Here is a 19,652-nt window from a genome sequence, read left to right as displayed (position 1 = left end):
TGACCAACATTCACCTTGTTTATTGGGTGCTGATAGTCTTTCTGGGCTTCGTGGAGGAATGCGCTGTTTACGCTTTATCCTGAGATTAAGCTTTAATTGGCAATACACCCGATACACCCGTTTATGATTCCATTTATAGCCGAGCTTTTTGATACGATTAAAACATTTAGGAAAGCCCCAGCGTAAATGCCGGTCTGTGATAGCATTCAATACCGAAACAATCACCGAATCATCCTGTAACTTAGGTTGATAATAGTAAGCACAACGGCTTAAGCCAACAATGGCACAACTCATAGCAATAGTAACTGAATGATTTTGTTGTAGTTGCTGTGCCCACGTTTTACGTGCCTTTGCGGGCACTAAAGCTTTTTTATTATTTCTTCCTGCAGCTGGGATTTTAAGCTCAGTTCGGCAAACATCTGCTTAAGCTTGCGGTTTTCAGCCTCCAGCTCCTTTAAGCGTTTGATATCCGAAGTTTCCATTCCGCCGTATTTTTCTCGCCATTTATAGAAAGTTGAATTACCCATGCCATATTTACGGCACAGTTCTTTAACCGGAATACCCGCTTCAGCTTCTTTTAAAATAGCGACAATTTGATGTTCAGTCATTTTTTTCATAATTAAATCCCCTTTTCTTTTATCATAGAGAATTTTCTACTTTTTTGCTGTACTATTTTAGGGGATAGTTACATAATCAGCAAATATTTATCGATTTAAAAGATAGAAAACAAAAATTTAAACGCTTTATTAATTTTTATAATACCGTTAAACACACTTGTTACAGAACCATATAACTATTGGGGTGATGATGATGGTCAAGTTTCAGTAACTGGCGAAATATCAGTAAAAATTACTGATAAAAATAATCGAGCTGTTAATCGTAGTGAAGTATTAACGATATGCCATGCACCTTATAAAGTAGTATTAAGTAATACTGATAGCACATTAAAAACAAAATATGGCACACCTGACCATATTATGGTTAGTGCTGCCACCACATCGTATTACATTAACCCAAAAGACTCACCAACTGTTTGCTATGCCAGGGCAGGGTTTATATATGGTGGTCGAGAATATGTAGCTGATGAACGCCATCACGGTCCAGCAAATATATGGGATCCAGATAGAGGCTTTCTTACCCAAACGGCTACCCCTGAATCATACCATCGTAATTTTCCAACGACGGGCGGTGATAATGTGTATTTTTATTTAGATATTGGAGGAATAGACGAAAAAGAGCTAACTTGGTCTTCAGTTACAAAAGAAGGAATAACGGCGACAATAGAATTAGTGCCACCAGATGATCGTCCTTATAGCGAGTTTGACCGTAAAGGGGGGAACACGAGTTACTTTAAAGGGCCCAACTGTGGAATGGGATGACATGATTAGTTTTCCTAATCGAATATACAAACCAAATTTACCACAAACATTTGAATTAGTGGGCGAAGATAACCATGGTAATAAAGTAAAATACGGGTTTGTATTGCAAAAATGGTTTGTAGCTAGAGGCGGCTTACCGCATTATGGTGAGAAGGCGCCTATCGATACGTGGTGTAGTCGTTTAGGAGATTATCGTGCGGTAAAAATAGAGGATCTGACCAATGCAAAATGTGGTGTTATAGATATAAATAATGATTCTTATGCTCATTTTCCGTGTATAGATGGGGTGGATGGTGCGATGCCTTTCTCAAATGGAAATTATTACCAACGTCAAATAGGTGCCGGTTTTTTTACAGAGTGGGGAAGTTATAGTAACTACCCGATGTCTAAGTTTAGCGCTAACGGTCACTATATAGGTTATAGTAAGAATAAGGATTATATATTTTTAATTTACGGGGAGAATGGCGTAATGAATGTTACGGAAAATTATGGAGAAGATATTAGCAATCATCCAGGGTTATGTGTTACCCCTTAACCTTTTAATCTGTAAGTGGATTTATAGTATTAAACAAAAATAACTCTAATAAAAAAACAAAGCCCTAACTGTAAGGTTGGGCTTGATTTATATTTATACTTTTTTAAATAATTATGTAACGATTACCTAAAATAGTGTAACAAAAACTATAAAACTTTTATGATAAAAATAAAAGATAAATAGAAAAGTAGCTGAACATCAATTGCATCATATATTTAAATAAGGTAGGTATTTAGGTTGGCTAAATGGTTATGCCATTCCAAATATTGACATAGTTTTGTTATGCTATAATGATATCGATTTGCTTTTAGGGTAGCAAGTTTCGTTCTATTATCAGTGTTGCTTGCTTTAGAATATCGTTTTCCATATGGAGTTGTTTAAGCTCTTTGCGCAAAACGATTAACTATTGTTTTTGTGGAGTGCGATTATCTTTTGTTTTAAATGAGCCACTTTTGTTTGCTTGCGTTATCCAACGATCTCGTGTTGATGGAGTCAAATCATATTCTGTAACGATTTCACTATGTGTTTTACCATGTTGATAAAGACTGACCCTTGGTGTTTTAAATCATCTGTGAATGTTCGTCTTTTGCGTTTAATCTTATTCATATTTGTCCCCGTTTTAGTTGTGATAAGTTTACCTTACTCCTTAAAAAAGTTGTATGAATTAGTGTAGCCGATCCAAGTAGGCTAATTAGGGATTGATGAATTTGGTTTTATTAGGTAGATAGAAATTGGTACAAATTTAAATATTTTACAAGGCGAAGATAGTTTAAAAAGGCGAATATTATGGCTAAGACGAGTAACTTTAAGTCGGCTACATTTTTCAGCCAATCCACTATAACTATTCTTACTAAACATCCTTTGCTAAAAGGTCGAAGGTAGTACATAATATGTGGTTAAAATTTAGATAAAAATAATTAGTAATAAGAATTATTGTTTATGGGGTGGAAAATGGGGTTAGTAAAGCATTTAGTTGTATTTAGCCTGCTGTTAGCATTAGCTGGTTGTGATAATAAAGACGCTGAACAAAACACAGGCGCTGAACAGGCAGAAACGCAATCAGAAATAAAAGTTATTGATAATAATACAACAGCTGATATTAGCAATTCTAGTGATGACAACGATATCGTACAAGATGAATCGTCAAAACTAGCCTTTAACCCCACACCAGAATTAGTTGAAAAATATCACGGTAAAGAATTAACTGTTATTGATAGTTCAGAGGTCATTATTGATGGTTCAAGTACTTTAGTTATTACCTTTTCGGTTCCTTTAAATCCTAAACTCAATTTTTCTAATTTGCTTCGTTTAGTTGATCGCCAAACGGGTAATGTTGACGGAGCTTGGGAGTTGTCGGATAACGGATTAGAATTAAGACATCGCTATCTTGAACCAAATCGTCAATTAGATCTCACCATTGATAAGATGTTAGCAGGCATTAATGGCAGTAATTTAGGTTGGGTTTATCAAACTAACATTAAAACCCAAGATCGTAAGCCAATGGTTGGGTTTGCTAGTAGTGGCTATTTGTTGCCAAGCAAATCAATGAGCGGTTTGCCTGTGGTTACTCTTAACGTTGATAAGGTTGATGTTAACTTTTTTAGAATTAAGCCTGAAAAGCTGTCCGATTTTATTGCTGGTTATGGTTTTATTAAACAATTATCAAGTTGGGACTCTAAGGATTTTCAACAGTTTGCTGATTTAGTTTATACGTCTCGCTTTGATTTAAATCCAAAACGTAATTCGCAAGAAACAGTATTACTTAATTTATCGTCCATTTCACCATTGCAACAAGAGGGTGCTTATTTTGCGGTGATGAGTAAAGCGGGTAGCTATGATTATTCAAATCCTGCGTCTTTATTTTTTGTCAGTAATATTGGCGTTTCGGTGCGTGATTATCATTATGGTTATTTGACGATCATGACGCATGCTTTAGATGATGGTAAACCGCTTTCAGACATTGATGTATCGGTGTTATGTAGAAAAGGAGAGCGTGATAGCAATAAGGGCTGTAGAACGATTTCAACAAAAACCGATGAAAACGGTTATGCCGATGTAATGTTGCCAGATGATATGGAATATGCCTTGCTGACAGCAAGCGATGGCAAGCAAATTTCTTTGGTTGATTTGGAACATGGTGCGTTGAATTTAAGCGAATATAATTTAACGGGATCTCCTTTCTATCAAAAACAATTATTTGCTTTTGGTTCTCGTGATTTATATCGTCCAAAAGAGACAGTTTATTTTAATGCACTTTTGCGTGATACCGATGGTCAGCCATTTCCTGCTCAACCGATTGTGGTTGATGTTATGTCGCCCGATAATTTAGTGGTTGACAATTTTACGGTTAAAGAAAATGAAGATTCAAGCGGTTTGTATCAATGGAAATATGTCATTCCAGCAAGTGCGGCAACGGGTAAATGGGCGTTTCGTTTTCATGTAGGTAATATTGATTACCATTATGCTTATTTTAATGTGGAAGAGTTTTTGCCAGAACGTATGGGGATGGAAATTACAACCGCATCAACTAATCCGATTCAGTTTGATAAACATATCAATTTTGATGTTAAAGGTTGGTACCTTTATGGTGCTCCAGCCGCAGGAAATACGTTAGATGGTCATATTTATCTTAAAAAAGTTGATTCGATTCCTCAACTTGCCGATTATAACATTGGTGATGTAACTAACAGTAATAAGGTTAGTCAACTTGATAATGTTGAGACGACTTTAGATAAAAACGGAAATGCGCAAGTAGTAGTTGATACAAGCAATTGGGGTAAATTGAGTTCGCCAGTTAATGTGGTTTTACAGGCAAGTTTGCTTGATTCTGGCGGTCGCCCTGTGACTCGTTATGCAAGCCAAGCGATTTGGCCAAGCGTTCAAATGCCAGCTGTGCGGGCGTTGTTTTCTCAATTGCCTTATTATGATTGGTCGACAGATCGCTATGAAAAAAGCCCAACGGTTGATAAAGGCGATAATGCTGAGTTTGAAGTCGCTTATGTTGACGTTGAGGGCAATAAATTAGCAACAAAGAATTTAAAGGCAAGGATTGTTCGTGAGCGTCGTAATTACTATTGGAGCTGGTCTAGCGATTCAGGATGGCATCAAGAGTACAATTCGAGTGAATTTGTTGTGCAAGAGCAACCGCTTTCTATTGCTGAAAATGGTATAGCTAAAGTTTCTTATCAAACCAATGATTATGGTTTTTATCGTATTGAGGTGGTTGATACTAAAAGTAATGTGATAAGTAGTATACGTTTTAGAAGTGGTTATAATTGGGAAGATAATACCAACGGTACTAATTCTGTTCGCCCTGATCAGGTTAAATTAAGTCTTGATAAGACGGCTTATGCAGTCGGTGATACCGCAAAAATTCATGTTCAAGCTCCTGTTGCTGGTTCTGGTTATATTTCGCTTGAAACTAATGACGGTATATTGTGGAAGAAAAATATTACCATTGATGATAATGGTCTTGATGTTGATATTCCAATTGAAAACTGGGAACGTCATGATATTTATATTAATGCGATGATTATTCGTCCATCAACCGATGCCACAGTGCAGACAATTAAGCGAGCTATTGGTTTGCTTTATCTACCAATTGATACTTCAGATCGTCAATTAAATGTCAATATCGAAGCACCGAAAAAGACAGAGCCTGAAAAAACCATTCCAATAAAAATTAAATTGGATAAAAAATCAATCCAAAAAGATCGTAAGGTAACGGTGTTGGTTTCGGCTGTGGATTCTGGCGTGTTGAATATTACCAATTTTGTTACCCCTGATCCTTATAGTGCGTTTTTAGGTCGTAAACGTTATAACGTCGATATTTATGATGTTTATGGTAAGTTGATTGAAGGTAAAGGTCGTAATGTCAATGTGAGCTTTGGTGGTGATGCAATGCTTGGTGCTAGCGCTAACGGCAAAAAACCATCAAATGATGTCAATATTGTGGCTCAGCAATTGCAAACCATTAAGCTAAATGATGATGGCGAGGGCGTTGTTGAGCTTGTTTTGCCTGATTTTAATGGTGAATTGCGCATAATGGCACAAGCGTGGGATGATACACGTTTTGGTAAGGCTGAACAAACTATGCTAGTTGCCTCGCCAGTCGTTGCTGAGCTATCTACACCTCGCTTTTTATCGGGTGGTGATCAGGCTACCTTGGCACTAGATCTAAATAATCTAACCGAAAAAACGCAAACAATGCAGATTGAGGTGTCTACTGATGGTTTGGTTCATCAAGATTCATCTAAAGTAACAACATTAACATTAAATAGTAAGCAAAGACAGATTATTCAAGTGCCAATCATGGCCGATTATGGCTATGGGAAAGGTTCTGTTACCATTAATGTTAAGGGTATTTTGTTAGAAGATGGTTCTGAGTATCAGATCAAACGATCTTGGAACATTGGCGTTAGACCTGGTTATTCCGCAACTACACAATATTATTCCATGGCAATAAATGGCGGTGAAAGTTGGTCGTTGCCAGAAGGTAGTCTTGTTGACATGATTGATAATACCGTTGAGGGTAAATTAATTGTATCAAATCAGCCTCCGCTTAATATTGCTCAGTATATTAAAGAGTTATTTGCTTATCCATATGGTTGTTTAGAACAGACCATTAGTGGTTTAATGCCATCGTTATATGCAAACCAAGAGCAGCTTTCTGCATTGGGGATTAAAACTGAATCAGATGACAAACGACGTGAAAAAGTACAATTAGGTATTTCGCGAATTTTATCAATGCAACGTAATAATGGTAGTTTTGGTTTATGGAGCAAAGACAGTGCCGAGGAATATTGGTTAACGGTGTATGCAACTGATTTTTTAATCCAAGCAAGTGAGCGTGGTTATAATGTCAACAATAAAGCGCTTGATGCAGCAATTACCCGTATCAGCCAATATACTTATGATGCCAATGCGTTTAATGGTTTACAAAGCTACTATGATAATTCACAAGCAAGCAATTATACGCAATTTGCAACTAAAGCTTATGCTTTAGCTGTGTTGGCAAGGCAAAATAAAATCACTGTGCCTATGCGTAATGAAATTAATCGGATGTATCAACAGATCACTGAAAGTGATTTTAAAGTATTGTCACCATTACCAGTTGCTCAGTTAGCGCTTTCCGCCAAGCTGGCTGGTTTTGATAATATCTATAATAATTTGATGCCTCGAGTATTTACAACAAGTTATGATAATCGCTATTCTTGGTTAGGCGAATATGGTAGTGCTATTCGTGATAATGCATTAGTTTTATCTTTATTGGTAGAAAATAATTTAAGTGTTGATAAGCAAGCTGATTATTTAATTCAGTTATCTGATTTGCTTAATGATACTCGTTATTTTTCAACTCAGGAACTTAACGCATTATTTGTGGCTGGCTGGTCATTAGAACAACATAAATCTTCACATAAATTTAATGTGGTGATCAACGAGCAGTCAAATGAGGTTGATTCGACTTTATCACGCTCTTTTGATTTTGCTAATTTAGCCAATAGATTAACGATTTCTAATCCAGAAAATGCACAACCACTTTATATTAAATTCACCGTTTCAGGTTATGGCAAGAAAGCGCCTGCACCAACGAGTGATGAAAATGTTTTAACTATCAATCGTTCCTATTACGATTTGAAAGGTAACAAAATTCAACCTGATCACTTGAAAGTGGGTGATTTAGTGGTGGTATTATTGGATGTTAGAGCACATAAAGAAGTCGTTCACGATGCGTTAATTGTTGATTTTTTACCTGCTGGACTTGAGTTAGAAAATCAAAATCTCACAAATAGTAGTGTGAGTCTACAGGCAATACCGGAAATTGCCAATTTGTTGAAAGATGAAGATAGCAATGATATTAAATATCAAGAATTCCGTGATGATAGATATGTTGCAGCTGTTGATATTAATCACTATGTGAGCGATGGTACTTATCGATCGCAGGTTGCTTATTTGGCTAGAGCAGTGACGGCAGGTAATTATATGATTCCATACCCTTATGTTGAATCTATGTATCGGCCCGATCGGTTTGCAATTGGTCAATCAATTGACTTAATGTCTATTGTTGAGCGCAATGTCGAGCCCAATGAATCTAAACAACAATAACGAGTATGTATCAATTAAATTTGATTTTTAAAATGTAAACAAATTGATTATCCGCTAACAATTGTTAGCGGCATCTATTTATACTGAAACATATTATACCGAAACATAGTGTTACCTGAAACTTTTTGACAAAATGAAAAAGCGCCTACTTAAAATTCTGGCTTTCTTATTTTTTTCTATCCTTTTGTTATTAGGTAGCTTTTTTGTTGCCGATTACTTTTATCCTTTATCAATAACAAAAAATAAAACAACACAAACAATTCTTGCGCAAGATGGTACGCCTCTGTGGCGATTTGCTGATGAAAATGGTGTTTGGCGGTATCCTATCAAATTAGATGAAGTCCCCAATGATTACCTTGATGTGTTATTAAATTATGAAGACCGCCATTTTTATGATCATTTTGGTATTAATCCTGCCTCTTTATTGAGAGCAGCTTGGCAAAATATCACCAATAAAAGAATTATTTCAGGTGGTAGTACTATTTCGATGCAGGTTGCAAGATTGCTTTATCCACACGATCGCTCCATGGCAGGAAAGTTACAACAAATATTTCGAACACTACAACTTGAATTACATTTTACAAAAGATGAAATTTTAACTTTATATATTAATCGAGCCCCATTTGGCGGGACAATCGAAGGCTTAGGGGCTGCTAGTTGGTCATATTTTGGTAAAGAGCCCAAAGCGTTAACACGTAGTGAGGCGGTTTTATTGGCCGTATTGCCACAAGCACCCAGTCGTTTGCGTCCTGATAGGTACCCCGAACGAGCCAAACAAGCACGCGACAAAGTTCTAGCAAGATTGGCTCAATATCAGGTATGGTCATCTGATATTATAGAGCAAGTTAGAAAAGAAGAAGTATGGGTTTACCCACGTAAAAAGCCACAATTAGCTCCTTTATTAGCTCGAAGGTTAAGTCAACAATATCCTGATGTTGATATTATTCGATCAAATATCGATCTCTCCCTTCAATACAGCCTTGAAGATATTGCTGCTAATCGTAAAAATCAGTTACCTCCCAAAAACTCACTAGCTATTTTAGTTGTCGATCATACGGATATGTCCGTAAAAGGCTATGTTGGGTCGGTTGATTTTAACGATAAAGAGCGATTCGGTCAGGTTGATATGATAAGTTCGCTTCGATCTCCTGGATCGACATTAAAGCCTTTTATGTATGCTTTAGCGATTGATGACGGCATGATTCATTCTGAATCGTTATTGCAAGATACACCTAGAATCAGTTCTGATTATCGACCTACGAATTTTGATGAAGATTTTTATGGACCAATCAGTGCCTCAGAGGCATTAAAAAACTCATTAAACTTACCTGCTGTTGAGTTAATTGAGCTTTATGGACCAAAACGATTTGCTGGCAAGCTGTTTAGTATTGGCTTACCGCTTCAATCTAAAGGTAATGATCCTAATATATCGTATATTTTGGGTGGTGCGTCGTTAAGAATGGATAATTTAGTTAGCGCATATAGTGCCTTTGCTCGTCATGGGCAAGTAAGTCCTTTACGATTTACGCAAGCAGATCCCTTACTAAGCAAGCCATTTATTAGCGATGGAAGTGCATGGATCACAAGACAGATGCTAGTTAATAATTATCAGCTTGCCTATAAAACAGGCACTAGCTATGGATATCGTGATGCATGGGCGATTGGGGTCAATCCTCGCTATTTGATTGGCATTTGGGTCGGTCGTCCTGATGGAACGCCCGTTGTTGGTCAATATGGCAGTATTACAGCGGTGCCGATACTACAGCAAGTTAACACGTTATTATTAAATAAAGAGCGACGAATAAATCGCCCACTTCCCTTAGTAACTAAACCGACAACAGTAACCTTAGAAAAAATTTGTTGGCCATCAGGACAAAAGTTACCTGCAACTGATGAAAACTGCCACCGTCAAAAAAATGCATGGGTATTAAATAATATGATACCTCCAACACTTGATACTCTAACGGCACTTAATAATAATATTTATCGTTCAGGGTGGGTGACTATTTGGGTAAATGATGCCGGCAAACGTGTGTCAGCAGACTGTAGCAATGCACATAAAAAACAGGTTGCACTTTGGCCAATAGCTTTAGAAAATTGGTTACTACCCAAAGAACGTCGACAATCGCTAATTCCTGAAGTTGATAATCATTGCCCAGTGTTTGGTAAAGATATCTTTTTGCCACTCAATATTATTGGGCTGCAAGATAAGCAATTGGTAAAACGATTACCTGGGCAGCAAGATGTCACTATCGATCTAACTCCACAAGGTGGTGTTGGTGACAAATGGTGGTTTTTAGATGGTGAACTTATTGAGAAAACATATGGCGATCAAAAGGTAGCTTTGACAGTTACTCATAAAGGTTTACATCATCTATTTTTATTAGATCAAAGTGGACAAATCTCACGAATGACATTTACCCTTGACTAAACTAACAAGGAGCAAATCTATGGCTATTGAAAGAACCTTATCTATCATCAAACCTAATGCCGTTAAAAAACAATTGATTGGTGAAATTGAAACCCGTATTAGCCAAGCAAAACTTAACATTATTGCCTTAAAAATGCTTAGATTAACAAAAGAGCAGGTAGAAGGATTTTATGCTGAGCACCAAGGTAAATCATTTTTTGATAAGTTGGTTAAATTTATGATATCTGGGCCGATAGTTGTTCAGATTCTCGAAGGCGATAATGCTATTAAGCGTTATCGAGAATTGATGGGACCAACTGATTTATCTAAAGCAGCCGCAGGCACTTTACGAGCTGATTTTGCTGACAGTATGACTGAAAATGCCGTACATGGCTCAGATTCTCTAACCTCGGCTGAAAAAGAAATTGCTTATTTTTTTGTTGATAGCGAGATAGTAGGGTAAATCAATATTATTAAATAAATCAAAATAGTGATATAAGCTGTTTTAGCTTGTATTAGTTTTTTTAATGTCATTAATCGAAAACTACTACATATAACTTTAAGTTATAACCATGTGAGTATTTGTTATTTATTTATTTTATTCTTTGTTGCTAGACTTTAACGGTATATAACATAACCTTGACTGAGGGAGAATCGGAATGAAATTGTTGACTAAATCACTAGCTGTTGTTGCATTAGTAAGTAGTTTGTTAGGTGCAAATTCTGCTTATGCAGATCGCCTTGATGATATTGAGAAACGAGGAGAAATAAAAATAGCGGTATTTGATAATAATCCGCCATTTGGTTATATTGATGAAAAGACTAATAAAATTGTTGGTCTTGACGTTGATTATGCCAACGAGATAGCAAAAGCATTAAAGGTTAATGTTGAGCTAGTTCCGACTAATCCGGCCAATCGAATTCCGTTATTAACATCCCAAAAAGCCGATTTAATTGTAGCTAATTTTACTGTTACTGATGAAAGAGCAAAAACCGTTGATTTTAGTCTTCCTTATTTTGCGACTGGTCAGAAATTTGTAGCAAAAAAAGGAGTATTGAAATCAGCAGATAATTTGAAAAATCTTCGTATTGGTGCCGATAAAGGTACAGTTATGGAAATTACATTGCGAGAAAAATACCCAACAGCTAAAGTAATTTCTTATGATGATACACCATTTGCGTTTGCAGCATTACGTAATGGTGTTGTGCAGGCAATTACTCAAGATGATGCAAAATTAATCGGCCTATTAGCGAATTTACCAGAAGAACAACGAGCTGTATTTGAAATTTCACCATTTAGTATTACTCAAGAATATCAAGCTGTTGGTATACCAAAAGGGGAAGATCGCTTGAAAGAAAAAGTGAATCAAATTTTATTAACACTAGAAAAAGATGGTGAAGCATTAACGATTTATAATCGTTGGTTTGGACCTGAAACTGCATCAGCGATGCCTCGTGGTGATTTTAAAATTGGTAAAGGTCAGTAGTTATGTATGAGCAATTACTTGAGCCTCGTTATTTGTGGTGGTTATGGGATGGTTTTTTAGTTACGTTAGCTATCTCATTGCTAACCATTATATTTTCAACATCACTAGGTTTTTTGCTGGTTATTGCTCAACAAAGTCGAATTAAATTCATTCAAGTTATAGTAATGGGGTATAACGCAATTTTTCGTTATTCTCCGTTATTGCCTCAACTCTTTTTTTGGTATTTTGGTGTGGGTAATTTATTACCAATAGAATTTAAATTATGGTTATTTGACGAACCGCAAATCCAGTTGCTGTTTTTTTCACTGAAAATGCCATCATTTGAATTTATAATCGGTTTAGTTGGTTTAACTTGTTATTCCAGTGCTTTTATTGCCGAAGAGTTTAGAGCGGGTATAGCTGGTGTAAGTCGAGGGCAAGAACAGGCTTCATTGGCATTAGGTTTAACTTGGTGGCAAAGTATGCGATTTATTATTTTGCCACAAAGTTTTCGTATTGCATTTCCACCTTTAATTGGTCAGTACATGAATATTATAAAAAATTCGTCGTTAACAATGGCCATTGGTGTGTTAGAACTTTCTTATGTATCGCGTCAAGTTGAAACCGAATCATTAAAAACCTTTCAAGATTTTGCTATTGCAACTTTATTATATATTTTGGCGATAGTGATTGTTGGAACTTTGGGTAATATTTATCAAGCAAAACGATTGCAAATAGGTAAGGTGTAATCATTTATGGAGCTTAAAGGTTTAGAGGTTATTTACCACAATTTCAGTTATATGATGTGGGGAAATTTTCCTGGAGGAATTTTTTTAACGCTGTTAATGAGTTTTGCCGCAATTATATTTTCAAGTTTTTTGGGTATTCTTGCTGGAGTCGGGTTGACTGTTTTAAAAGGAGTTATGCGTTATTTTTTAGTTGGTATACTTGGTTTTTTAAGAGCTATTCCTGTCATTATGCTTATTTTCTGGACTTACTTTCTTCTACCTGTGTTACTTAGTGTAGATGTGCCAGCAATTGCAACGGTAATATTTGCATTATCCTTGATAGGAGCTGCATACATTGGACATTCAGTTCATGCAGGTATGATTGCTGTGGCTAAAGAACAATGGCAAGCGGCGTTTTCATTAGGCTTAACTAAAAAGCAAGTTATTATATTTATCATATTACCACAAGCCCTTAAAATGATGTTGCCGTCTTTTGTAAACCAATGGGTATCACTGATTAAAGATACTTCACTGGCTTATATTGTTGGAGTAGCGGAATTTACTTTTATTGCAACCCAAATTAATAATCGTAGTATGATTTATCCAACAGAAATCTTTCTATTTGTTATAGTTGTTTATTTTATCATCTGCGCCTCGCTTGATTTTGCGGTTACGTTTTTCTCAAAACGCCAATTATTTTGCTTTAAATAAAACAATATTTTCAGAGGGTATATGGGGATTTCACTATTTACTTGAATAACGTTCTCTTAATTTATTCATGTAAAATTCGATTGAATCTTTAGCTTTGGGATGTGTTTCAATATAGCTATTAAATATTATTTGTATAAGTCGAAAAAAATGTGGAAGATATATTATTGAATTTTCATGATCACTAATCTTAAAAGATGCATTTTTAAATGTACTAGCTTAAATTAAATCTGAGCTACTACAACTGATTTCTTGAAGAGCAAGTCCCTTCTCATTGCTCATTTTTTAAAGCGATAATAATTATCTCGATTATATCCTATGACTTTACAGGCTTATTGTGCGTACTAAGTTGCTGGTTAATTCTAAAAGCCATAATTTAGGTTTAATGATTTTTCTGTTTGATTCAATTATGACACTCCTAGTTACGTTATAAAATAACGCAAATGTCAGATTAAAACTATTCTTATGAGGTATAGAAACCCAGTTTATTTATATATTTTATGAAAGAGGATAATTCAATGAATTTTCTCATTGTGTTCTAAAATAGAAAAAAAGCACCTTATATTAAGGTACTTTTTATATTATAAAATGTTAAATAATAGAAGATTAACTCATTCCATATTGTTTTAATTTTTTGCGAAGTGTACCGCGGTTGATACCAAGCATATTTGCTGCTCGAGTTTGATTGCCGCGTGTATATTGCATAACCATATCAAGGAATGGATGTTCAACTTCAGCTAACACTAATTCATAAAGGTCTGTAGGATCTTCACCATTTAATTGTGATAAATAGTTTTTTAAAGCTTGCTTCACTGAATCACGCAATGGTTTTTGTGTTATTTGGTCTTGAGAATTTACAGTTGTAAATTTAAGTGCTGCAGCTGTAACGCGTTGTTCTGACATAGTATTCTTAACTCTTTGGGTTGTTTCTAATTTTACTAAAAAATGCTTTTAGAGTGTTTACTTGCTCACTTGTATTGCTAAGTACACTAAATAAGCGCCTGAATTGATCGCTGTCAGCATAATTCTTGGTGTACCAATTTACATGCTTTCTGGCAATCCTTAATCCTTTGTATTCTCCATAGAATTGATAAAGATCATCAAGATGTGATAGTACAACTTGTTCTACTTCATCAATACTTTTGTTTTTCTGTAACTGTCCATGTGTTAAATAGAATGCAATTTCTTCAAATATCCAAGGTCGCCCTTGTGCCGCTCGCCCGATCATTATAGCATCAGCCTGCGTATATTGAAAAACATCTTTTGCCTGTTCAGGTGTACAAATATCTCCATTAGCAATTACAGGAATTGTAACATTTTCTTTAACTGCTCTAATAGAGTCATATTCAGCGACACCGTTGAATAAGCAAGCACGTGTTCTTCCGTGAATAGTAATTGCCTTTATACCACAATCCTGTGCAATTTGTGCGATTTCTATGCAATTTCTATTTTCTTTATTCCATCCAGTCCGCGTTTTTAATGTTACCGGAACATCAACTGCACCGACAACTTTCTGCAAAATTTTTTTAATAAGTTCCGGATACTGCATTAAAGCAGATCCAGCCAATTTTCTATTGACCTTTTTAGCCGGACATCCCATATTAATGTCAATCAACTGAGCACCGTGTTTGACATTAAATTCAGCAGCTTTAGCCATTTCGTCGGGATCAGAACCGACAATTTGTACTGCACGAATACCAACATCATCACTCGCTATCATTCGCATAGCTGATTTATCGGTATGCCAAACATCAGAATTTGCTAAAAACATTTCTGAAACAGTCATACCAGCACCAAATCGATGACATAGATTACGAAATGGTTTATCACTTATTCCAGCCATTGGTGCAGCAATTAAATTATTCTTTAATTTTAGTTCACCAATGCTAAGTAAATTAAAGTCGGCTATATTACGCATTTTTTTTCAAACTTAAAAGGGGGTAGCGTTAATTTTTTTTATTTTTTTTACCAGTGATACAACACCACTCGTCAAGTTCAACCACTGGATCTAATTTAAAATTGGGTTGGTAAGCCATGCAAACACTTGATGATTGGGTAGTTAAAATACCAGATAAACCTAGTTTACCTTCAGGTTTTACTAATTTACTTATATGTGGTTCAAGCTCTTTTAATGGTCCAGCTAAAATATTGGCAACAACTATATCTGCTTGCAAATTGTCTGGGATCTCTTTTGATAAATAAAGCTCTAGTCTTTCACTGACATCATTACGCTGTGCATTGTCACGGCTAGCTTGAATGGCTTGAGGATCGATATCAATACCTATTACTTGTTTTGCTCCTAATTTTAACGCAGCAATCGCCAAAATACCAGAACCACAACCATAATCGATAACTAATTTATCTTTAAGGTCTAAACTATCAAGCCAAGTTAAGCATAATGCCGTGGTTGGGTGAGTACCTGTGCCAAATGCTAATCCAGGGTCTAACATAACATTAACAGCATTAGTGTCGGGCACGTCACGCCAACTAGGACAAATCCAAAGTCGCTCACCAAATTTCATAGGATGAAAGTTGTCCATCCATTCACGTTCCCAGTCTTTATCTTCTAATTGTTCAATTTTATAAGAATATTGTTCAAGATTTAATATTGCTCTTAATTCATCGATATCTGTTTGAGCATCATAAAGCCCAATCACATCGGTATTACCCCAAAGTTTAGTTTCGCCGGGTAATGGTTCAAAGACAGGCGTGTCAAAGGTATCTTGAAAAGTGACTGATACAGCACCAGACTCCTCTAATTGTTCGCTAATTTGTTCAGCAAGATCGTTGGTTGTATTAATTTTGAGTTGAATCCAAGGCATAATTCTTCCTTTTATTGTCAAACATATTGGCTATAATAAAAATAATAAATCCAATAGTTAAAGAGGGGACTATTGGGTGTAGTGATAATAATTTAATATTATAACTTGCCAATAATGTATAACTTATAGCTCCTGTAAGCATTGAACAAAGAGCACCAGTAGCATTAGCTTTTTTCCAATATAATCCAAGTACTAACGGCCATAAAAAGACAGCTTCAAGTCCACCAAAAGCGAGTAAATTTAGCCAAATAATCATATCAGGCGGGGTCCATGCTGCCCAAATAAGTAACCCACCAAAAATAAAAGTGATAGTGACCGAAATCCGAGTAAGAAACTTATCACTGAAATTAATATTAGTTTTGATGCTTAAAAACAGATCTTTGATGATAACAGATGATACTTGTAATAATTGAGCATTAATGGTGGACATAATAGCGGCAAGTGGAGCAGCTAAAAAGATTCCAGCAGCAAAAGGTGGTAATACATTTATAATTAATGTCGGTACTATTTGATCAGGAATGGTTAAATCGCTAATAATAGCACGCCCTAAAGCACCAGATAAATGCATAGTTAGCATAATAACAGTAACGACAATGGTGCCAAGAATAATTCCTTGATGTACTGCTTTGCTATCTTTATAGGCCATACAACGAACAGCAGTATGAGGTAAGCCAACCACACCAAAACAAACTAATATCCAAAATGAAGCCATGAACGGAAAGTCCATAAAGTCATTAGGTCCTTGTGGTGTTAAAAGAGCAGGGTCAATTTTTATTAGCTGATCAATTATTGCAGTGATTCCACCACCTGCATAGATAATAGCACCAAGTAATAATATAGCACCTATGATCATCACTAACCCTTGAAAAGCATCATTTAATATACTGGCTCGAAAACCGCCAAATGCGGTATAAATAACCGTACCAATACCAAATATTAATAAGCCCGTATGATAAGGTATACCTACTGATGATTGTAGTAAGCGAGCCCCACCAACAAACTGTACTGTCATTGCGCCGATAAAGGCAACGACAAGGGTAATACTTGCTAGCCAAACAATAGTTTTACTTTTATAGTGAGCATAAAGCATATCACTTAAAGTTATAGCATTATATTTACGAGCCAAAATGGCAAATTTTTTGCCTAGAATACCAAGCGAGAGTAATACAGTTGGGACTTGAATCATCGATAATAGCACCCAACCAAGGCCAAATTTATAAGCAGCACCAGGACCACCAATAAACGAGCTAGCACTAATATAAGTTGCGGCTAGTGTCATGGCGAGTAAAAATCCTCCCATGGTGCGATTACCGATAAAATAATCAGTAAATTGATTTACTTTTTTGCGTTTTACATAAGCATAAATTGATAATGCAAATACAAAAACAAGATAGATGATAAGTGGTACAATAATATCTAAATGCATGTTAGATCACTTAGTTTGTTCTAATGAGAAATTTTTAAATTGAAATTTTACAACTACCCAGCAAAGCAATATAAAACCGATAGGCATCATAATGCAAGATAGTTCAAACCACAATGGAAGACCTAAAAATCCTATTTTGTCGTTAATACAGTATGCACAAACGATCCATCCAAGAAGATAAATAAAAGTTAGTAATAAAGAAAGTTTAGCCTCTTTATTTGCTTGTTTATATCGAGCATCCATATTGATTTATTCAGAATTGAGGGTGATTTAGATTAAAAGAAAGCATTGAACTTAGCAAGTACATTGCGATTTATGCAATATTATATTTTAAATATATCAATTTTAGCAATATTAAAAGTATTATATAGTGTTTTATTGTTGATTATGAATACCTAAACTCTTGGAGAGAAAAATGTCAAACTATTTTAATACATTGAATTTACGTGAAAAATTAGAACAATTAGGTCAATGTCGTTTTATGGCTCGTGATGAATTTGCATCAGAAGCTAATTTTTTGAAAGGTAAAAAAATTGTAATTGTTGGTTGTGGAGCACAAGGCCTTAACCAAGGTCTGAATATGCGAGATTCAGGTTTAGATATATCTTATGCATTACGTAAAGAAGCTATTGCTGAAAAACGTGCATCATGGAAGAAAGCAACTGAAAATGGTTTTAAAGTAGGAAGTTATGAAGAATTAATTCCAACAGCAGATCTTGTTATCAATTTGACTCCTGACAAACAACATTCTGCCGTTGTTCAAGCTATTCAACCGTTGATGAAAAAAGGCTCTGCGCTTGGCTATTCTCACGGATTTAATATTGTTGAAGTAGGAGAAAAGATTCGCTCTGATATTACAGTAGTGATGGTAGCCCCTAAATGCCCTGGTACTGAAGTTCGTGAAGAATATAAACGAGGTTTTGGTGTGCCGACACTAATTGCAGTTCATCCTGAAAACGATCCAAAAGGTGAAGGGCTAGCAATTGCTAAAGCATGGGCAGCGGCAACAGGCGGACATCGTGCAGGTGTTTTACAATCGTCATTTGTTGCCGAAGTTAAGTCAGATTTAATGGGCGAACAAACAATCCTTTGTGGAATGTTACAAACAGGATCATTACTTTGTTTTGATAAGCTAGTGGCAGATGGTGTTGATCCTGCTTATGCATGTAAATTACTCCAATTTGGTTGGGAAACGATCACTGAGGCGCTAAAACAAGGTGGAATTACTTTAATGATGGATCGTTTATCAAATCCAGCTAAATTGAGAGCAAATGCTTTAGCAAAAGAATTAAAAGTGATCATGACGGATCTTTATCGTAAACATATGGACGACATTATATCAGGCGAGTTTTCGTCAACTATGATGAAAGACTGGGCAAATGATGATGCGAACCTTCTTAAATGGCGTAAAGAAACAGGTGAAACCGCCTTTGAAAAAGCTGCTGACTATCAAGGTAAAATTGATGAACAAGCTTACTTTGATCAAGGCGTTGTTATGGTTGCAATGGTTAAAGCCGGTGTTGAACTTGCCTTCGAAACTATGCTTGAATCTGGTATTTTAGCTGAATCAGCTTATTACGAATCATTACATGAGTTACCACTTATTGCTAATACTATTGCACGTAAACGTTTGTATGAAATGAATGTTGTTATTTCTGACACAGCTGAGTATGGCAACTATCTATTTGCTAATGCCGCTGTACCACTATTAAAAGAAAAATTTATGCCAATGTTACAAGCTGGCGATCTAGGTAAAGCGATCCCTGAAGGTAGTGTTGATAATGCACAATTACGCGATGTGAATGAAGAAATCCGTAATCATCCAATTGAAACAATCGGTCGTAAATTACGTAGTTATATGACTGATATGAAACGCATCAATGTTGCAAGCTAAATAGCTATTTATAATTATAAAAAAGGTGCTGAAAAGTACCTTTTTTTGTATCTAAAAATTGAATTTATTGTAAAAAACTTTCAGGTAAGTATATGTTTCAGTATAAAATGATTAGATCTAAAAGGATCTAACTGGATCTAATTTAGATCCAATTTATATTTTTTTGATCCTTTCACTTT

16 protein-coding genes and 1 pseudogene are annotated in these 19,652 nt (G+C 35.7%); 9 read left to right on the top strand and 8 right to left on the bottom strand.

Features of this window, described 5'->3' with window-relative positions:
* Positions 1-360: IS3 family transposase (locus tag A9G32_RS03350; protein WP_141672872.1), on the bottom strand; the 360-nt coding region annotated here is incomplete at its 3' end.
* Entirely contained in the window at positions 360-617 is a 258-nt protein-coding gene (locus A9G32_RS03345) for a transposase (protein ID WP_034909955.1), read from the bottom strand. The genes A9G32_RS03345 and A9G32_RS03350, both read right to left, overlap by 1 nt.
* A 360-nt stretch (positions 618-977) precedes the next feature.
* On the opposite strand from A9G32_RS03345, the gene A9G32_RS03340 reads away from it, so the two are divergent.
* The 8 genes from A9G32_RS03340 (at position 978) to A9G32_RS03305 (ending at position 13,334) form a co-directional block, all read left to right on the top strand.
* Positions 978-1,379: a hypothetical protein gene (locus A9G32_RS03340; RefSeq protein ID WP_065589694.1), complete on the top strand. Its 402-nt coding sequence runs from the start codon at positions 978-980 to the stop codon at positions 1,377-1,379.
* Positions 1,366-1,914 (top strand): hypothetical protein, encoded by a 549-nt coding sequence (locus A9G32_RS03335; protein ID WP_141672687.1) that lies wholly within the window; start codon positions 1,366-1,368, stop codon positions 1,912-1,914. The genes A9G32_RS03340 and A9G32_RS03335 overlap by 14 nt, the downstream gene beginning before the upstream one ends.
* A 951-nt stretch (positions 1,915-2,865) precedes the next feature.
* On the top strand, positions 2,866-8,019 hold the full coding sequence (locus tag A9G32_RS03330) for an alpha-2-macroglobulin family protein (RefSeq protein ID WP_065589692.1): 5,154 nt from the start codon (positions 2,866-2,868) through the stop codon (positions 8,017-8,019).
* A 133-nt stretch (positions 8,020-8,152) separates the two neighbouring features.
* Positions 8,153-10,450 (top strand): penicillin-binding protein 1C, encoded by a 2,298-nt coding sequence (gene pbpC / locus A9G32_RS03325; RefSeq protein ID WP_065589691.1) that lies wholly within the window; start codon positions 8,153-8,155, stop codon positions 10,448-10,450.
* A 19-nt stretch (positions 10,451-10,469) separates the two neighbouring features.
* Complete coding sequence (gene ndk, locus A9G32_RS03320; RefSeq protein WP_065589690.1) at positions 10,470-10,892, top strand: nucleoside-diphosphate kinase; 423 nt, start codon at positions 10,470-10,472, stop codon at positions 10,890-10,892.
* 190 nt (positions 10,893-11,082) lie between these two features.
* Positions 11,083-11,916 carry an ABC transporter substrate-binding protein gene (locus A9G32_RS03315; RefSeq protein ID WP_442902815.1) on the top strand — a complete coding sequence of 278 codons (834 nt, stop codon included), beginning with the start codon at positions 11,083-11,085 and terminating at the stop codon, positions 11,914-11,916.
* Between the two features lie 2 nt (positions 11,917-11,918).
* Positions 11,919-12,644: an amino acid ABC transporter permease gene (locus A9G32_RS03310; protein ID WP_034911070.1), complete on the top strand. Its 726-nt coding sequence runs from the start codon at positions 11,919-11,921 to the stop codon at positions 12,642-12,644.
* 6 nt (positions 12,645-12,650) lie between these two features.
* Entirely contained in the window at positions 12,651-13,334 is a 684-nt protein-coding gene (locus A9G32_RS03305; RefSeq protein ID WP_065589688.1) for an amino acid ABC transporter permease, read from the top strand.
* Positions 13,335-13,612: 278 nt separating this feature from the next.
* On the opposite strand, the pseudogene A9G32_RS13545 reads toward A9G32_RS03305, so the two are convergent.
* The 6 genes and pseudogenes from A9G32_RS13545 to A9G32_RS13540 form a co-directional block, all read right to left on the bottom strand.
* Positions 13,613-13,739: pseudogene (locus A9G32_RS13545) on the bottom strand (IS481 family transposase); the annotation flags it as partial.
* Positions 13,740-13,937: 198 nt separating this feature from the next.
* Positions 13,938-14,234, bottom strand: a complete 297-nt coding sequence (gene fis / locus A9G32_RS03300) for a DNA-binding transcriptional regulator Fis (protein WP_034883623.1) — start codon at positions 14,232-14,234, stop codon at positions 13,938-13,940.
* Between the two features lie 7 nt (positions 14,235-14,241).
* Complete coding sequence (gene dusB, locus A9G32_RS03295) at positions 14,242-15,249, bottom strand: tRNA dihydrouridine synthase DusB (protein ID WP_065589687.1); 1,008 nt, start codon at positions 15,247-15,249, stop codon at positions 14,242-14,244.
* 28 nt (positions 15,250-15,277) lie between these two features.
* Positions 15,278-16,153 (bottom strand): 50S ribosomal protein L11 methyltransferase, encoded by an 876-nt coding sequence (gene prmA, locus A9G32_RS03290; RefSeq protein WP_065589686.1) that lies wholly within the window; start codon positions 16,151-16,153, stop codon positions 15,278-15,280.
* Positions 16,128-17,579, bottom strand: a complete 1,452-nt coding sequence (gene panF, locus A9G32_RS03285; protein ID WP_065589685.1) for a sodium/pantothenate symporter — start codon at positions 17,577-17,579, stop codon at positions 16,128-16,130. Before panF ends, prmA begins: the two co-directional genes overlap by 26 nt.
* A gap of 6 nt (positions 17,580-17,585) precedes the next feature.
* Positions 17,586-17,822 (bottom strand): YhdT family protein, encoded by a 237-nt coding sequence (locus A9G32_RS13540; RefSeq protein WP_065589684.1) that lies wholly within the window; start codon positions 17,820-17,822, stop codon positions 17,586-17,588.
* Between the two features lie 172 nt (positions 17,823-17,994).
* Between A9G32_RS13540 and ilvC the strand changes: the two genes are divergently transcribed.
* Positions 17,995-19,473: a ketol-acid reductoisomerase gene (gene ilvC, locus A9G32_RS03275; protein ID WP_065589683.1), complete on the top strand. Its 1,479-nt coding sequence runs from the start codon at positions 17,995-17,997 to the stop codon at positions 19,471-19,473.
* Positions 19,474-19,652 lie beyond the last annotated feature (179 nt).

Source organism: Gilliamella sp. Gris3-2 (assembly GCF_001690345.1).
GTDB classification, from domain to species: domain Bacteria; phylum Pseudomonadota; class Gammaproteobacteria; order Enterobacterales; family Orbaceae; genus Gilliamella; species Gilliamella bombi.
The sequence above is the reverse complement of the archived record's forward strand: the minus strand, read 5'-3'. Positions and strand labels throughout refer to the sequence as shown.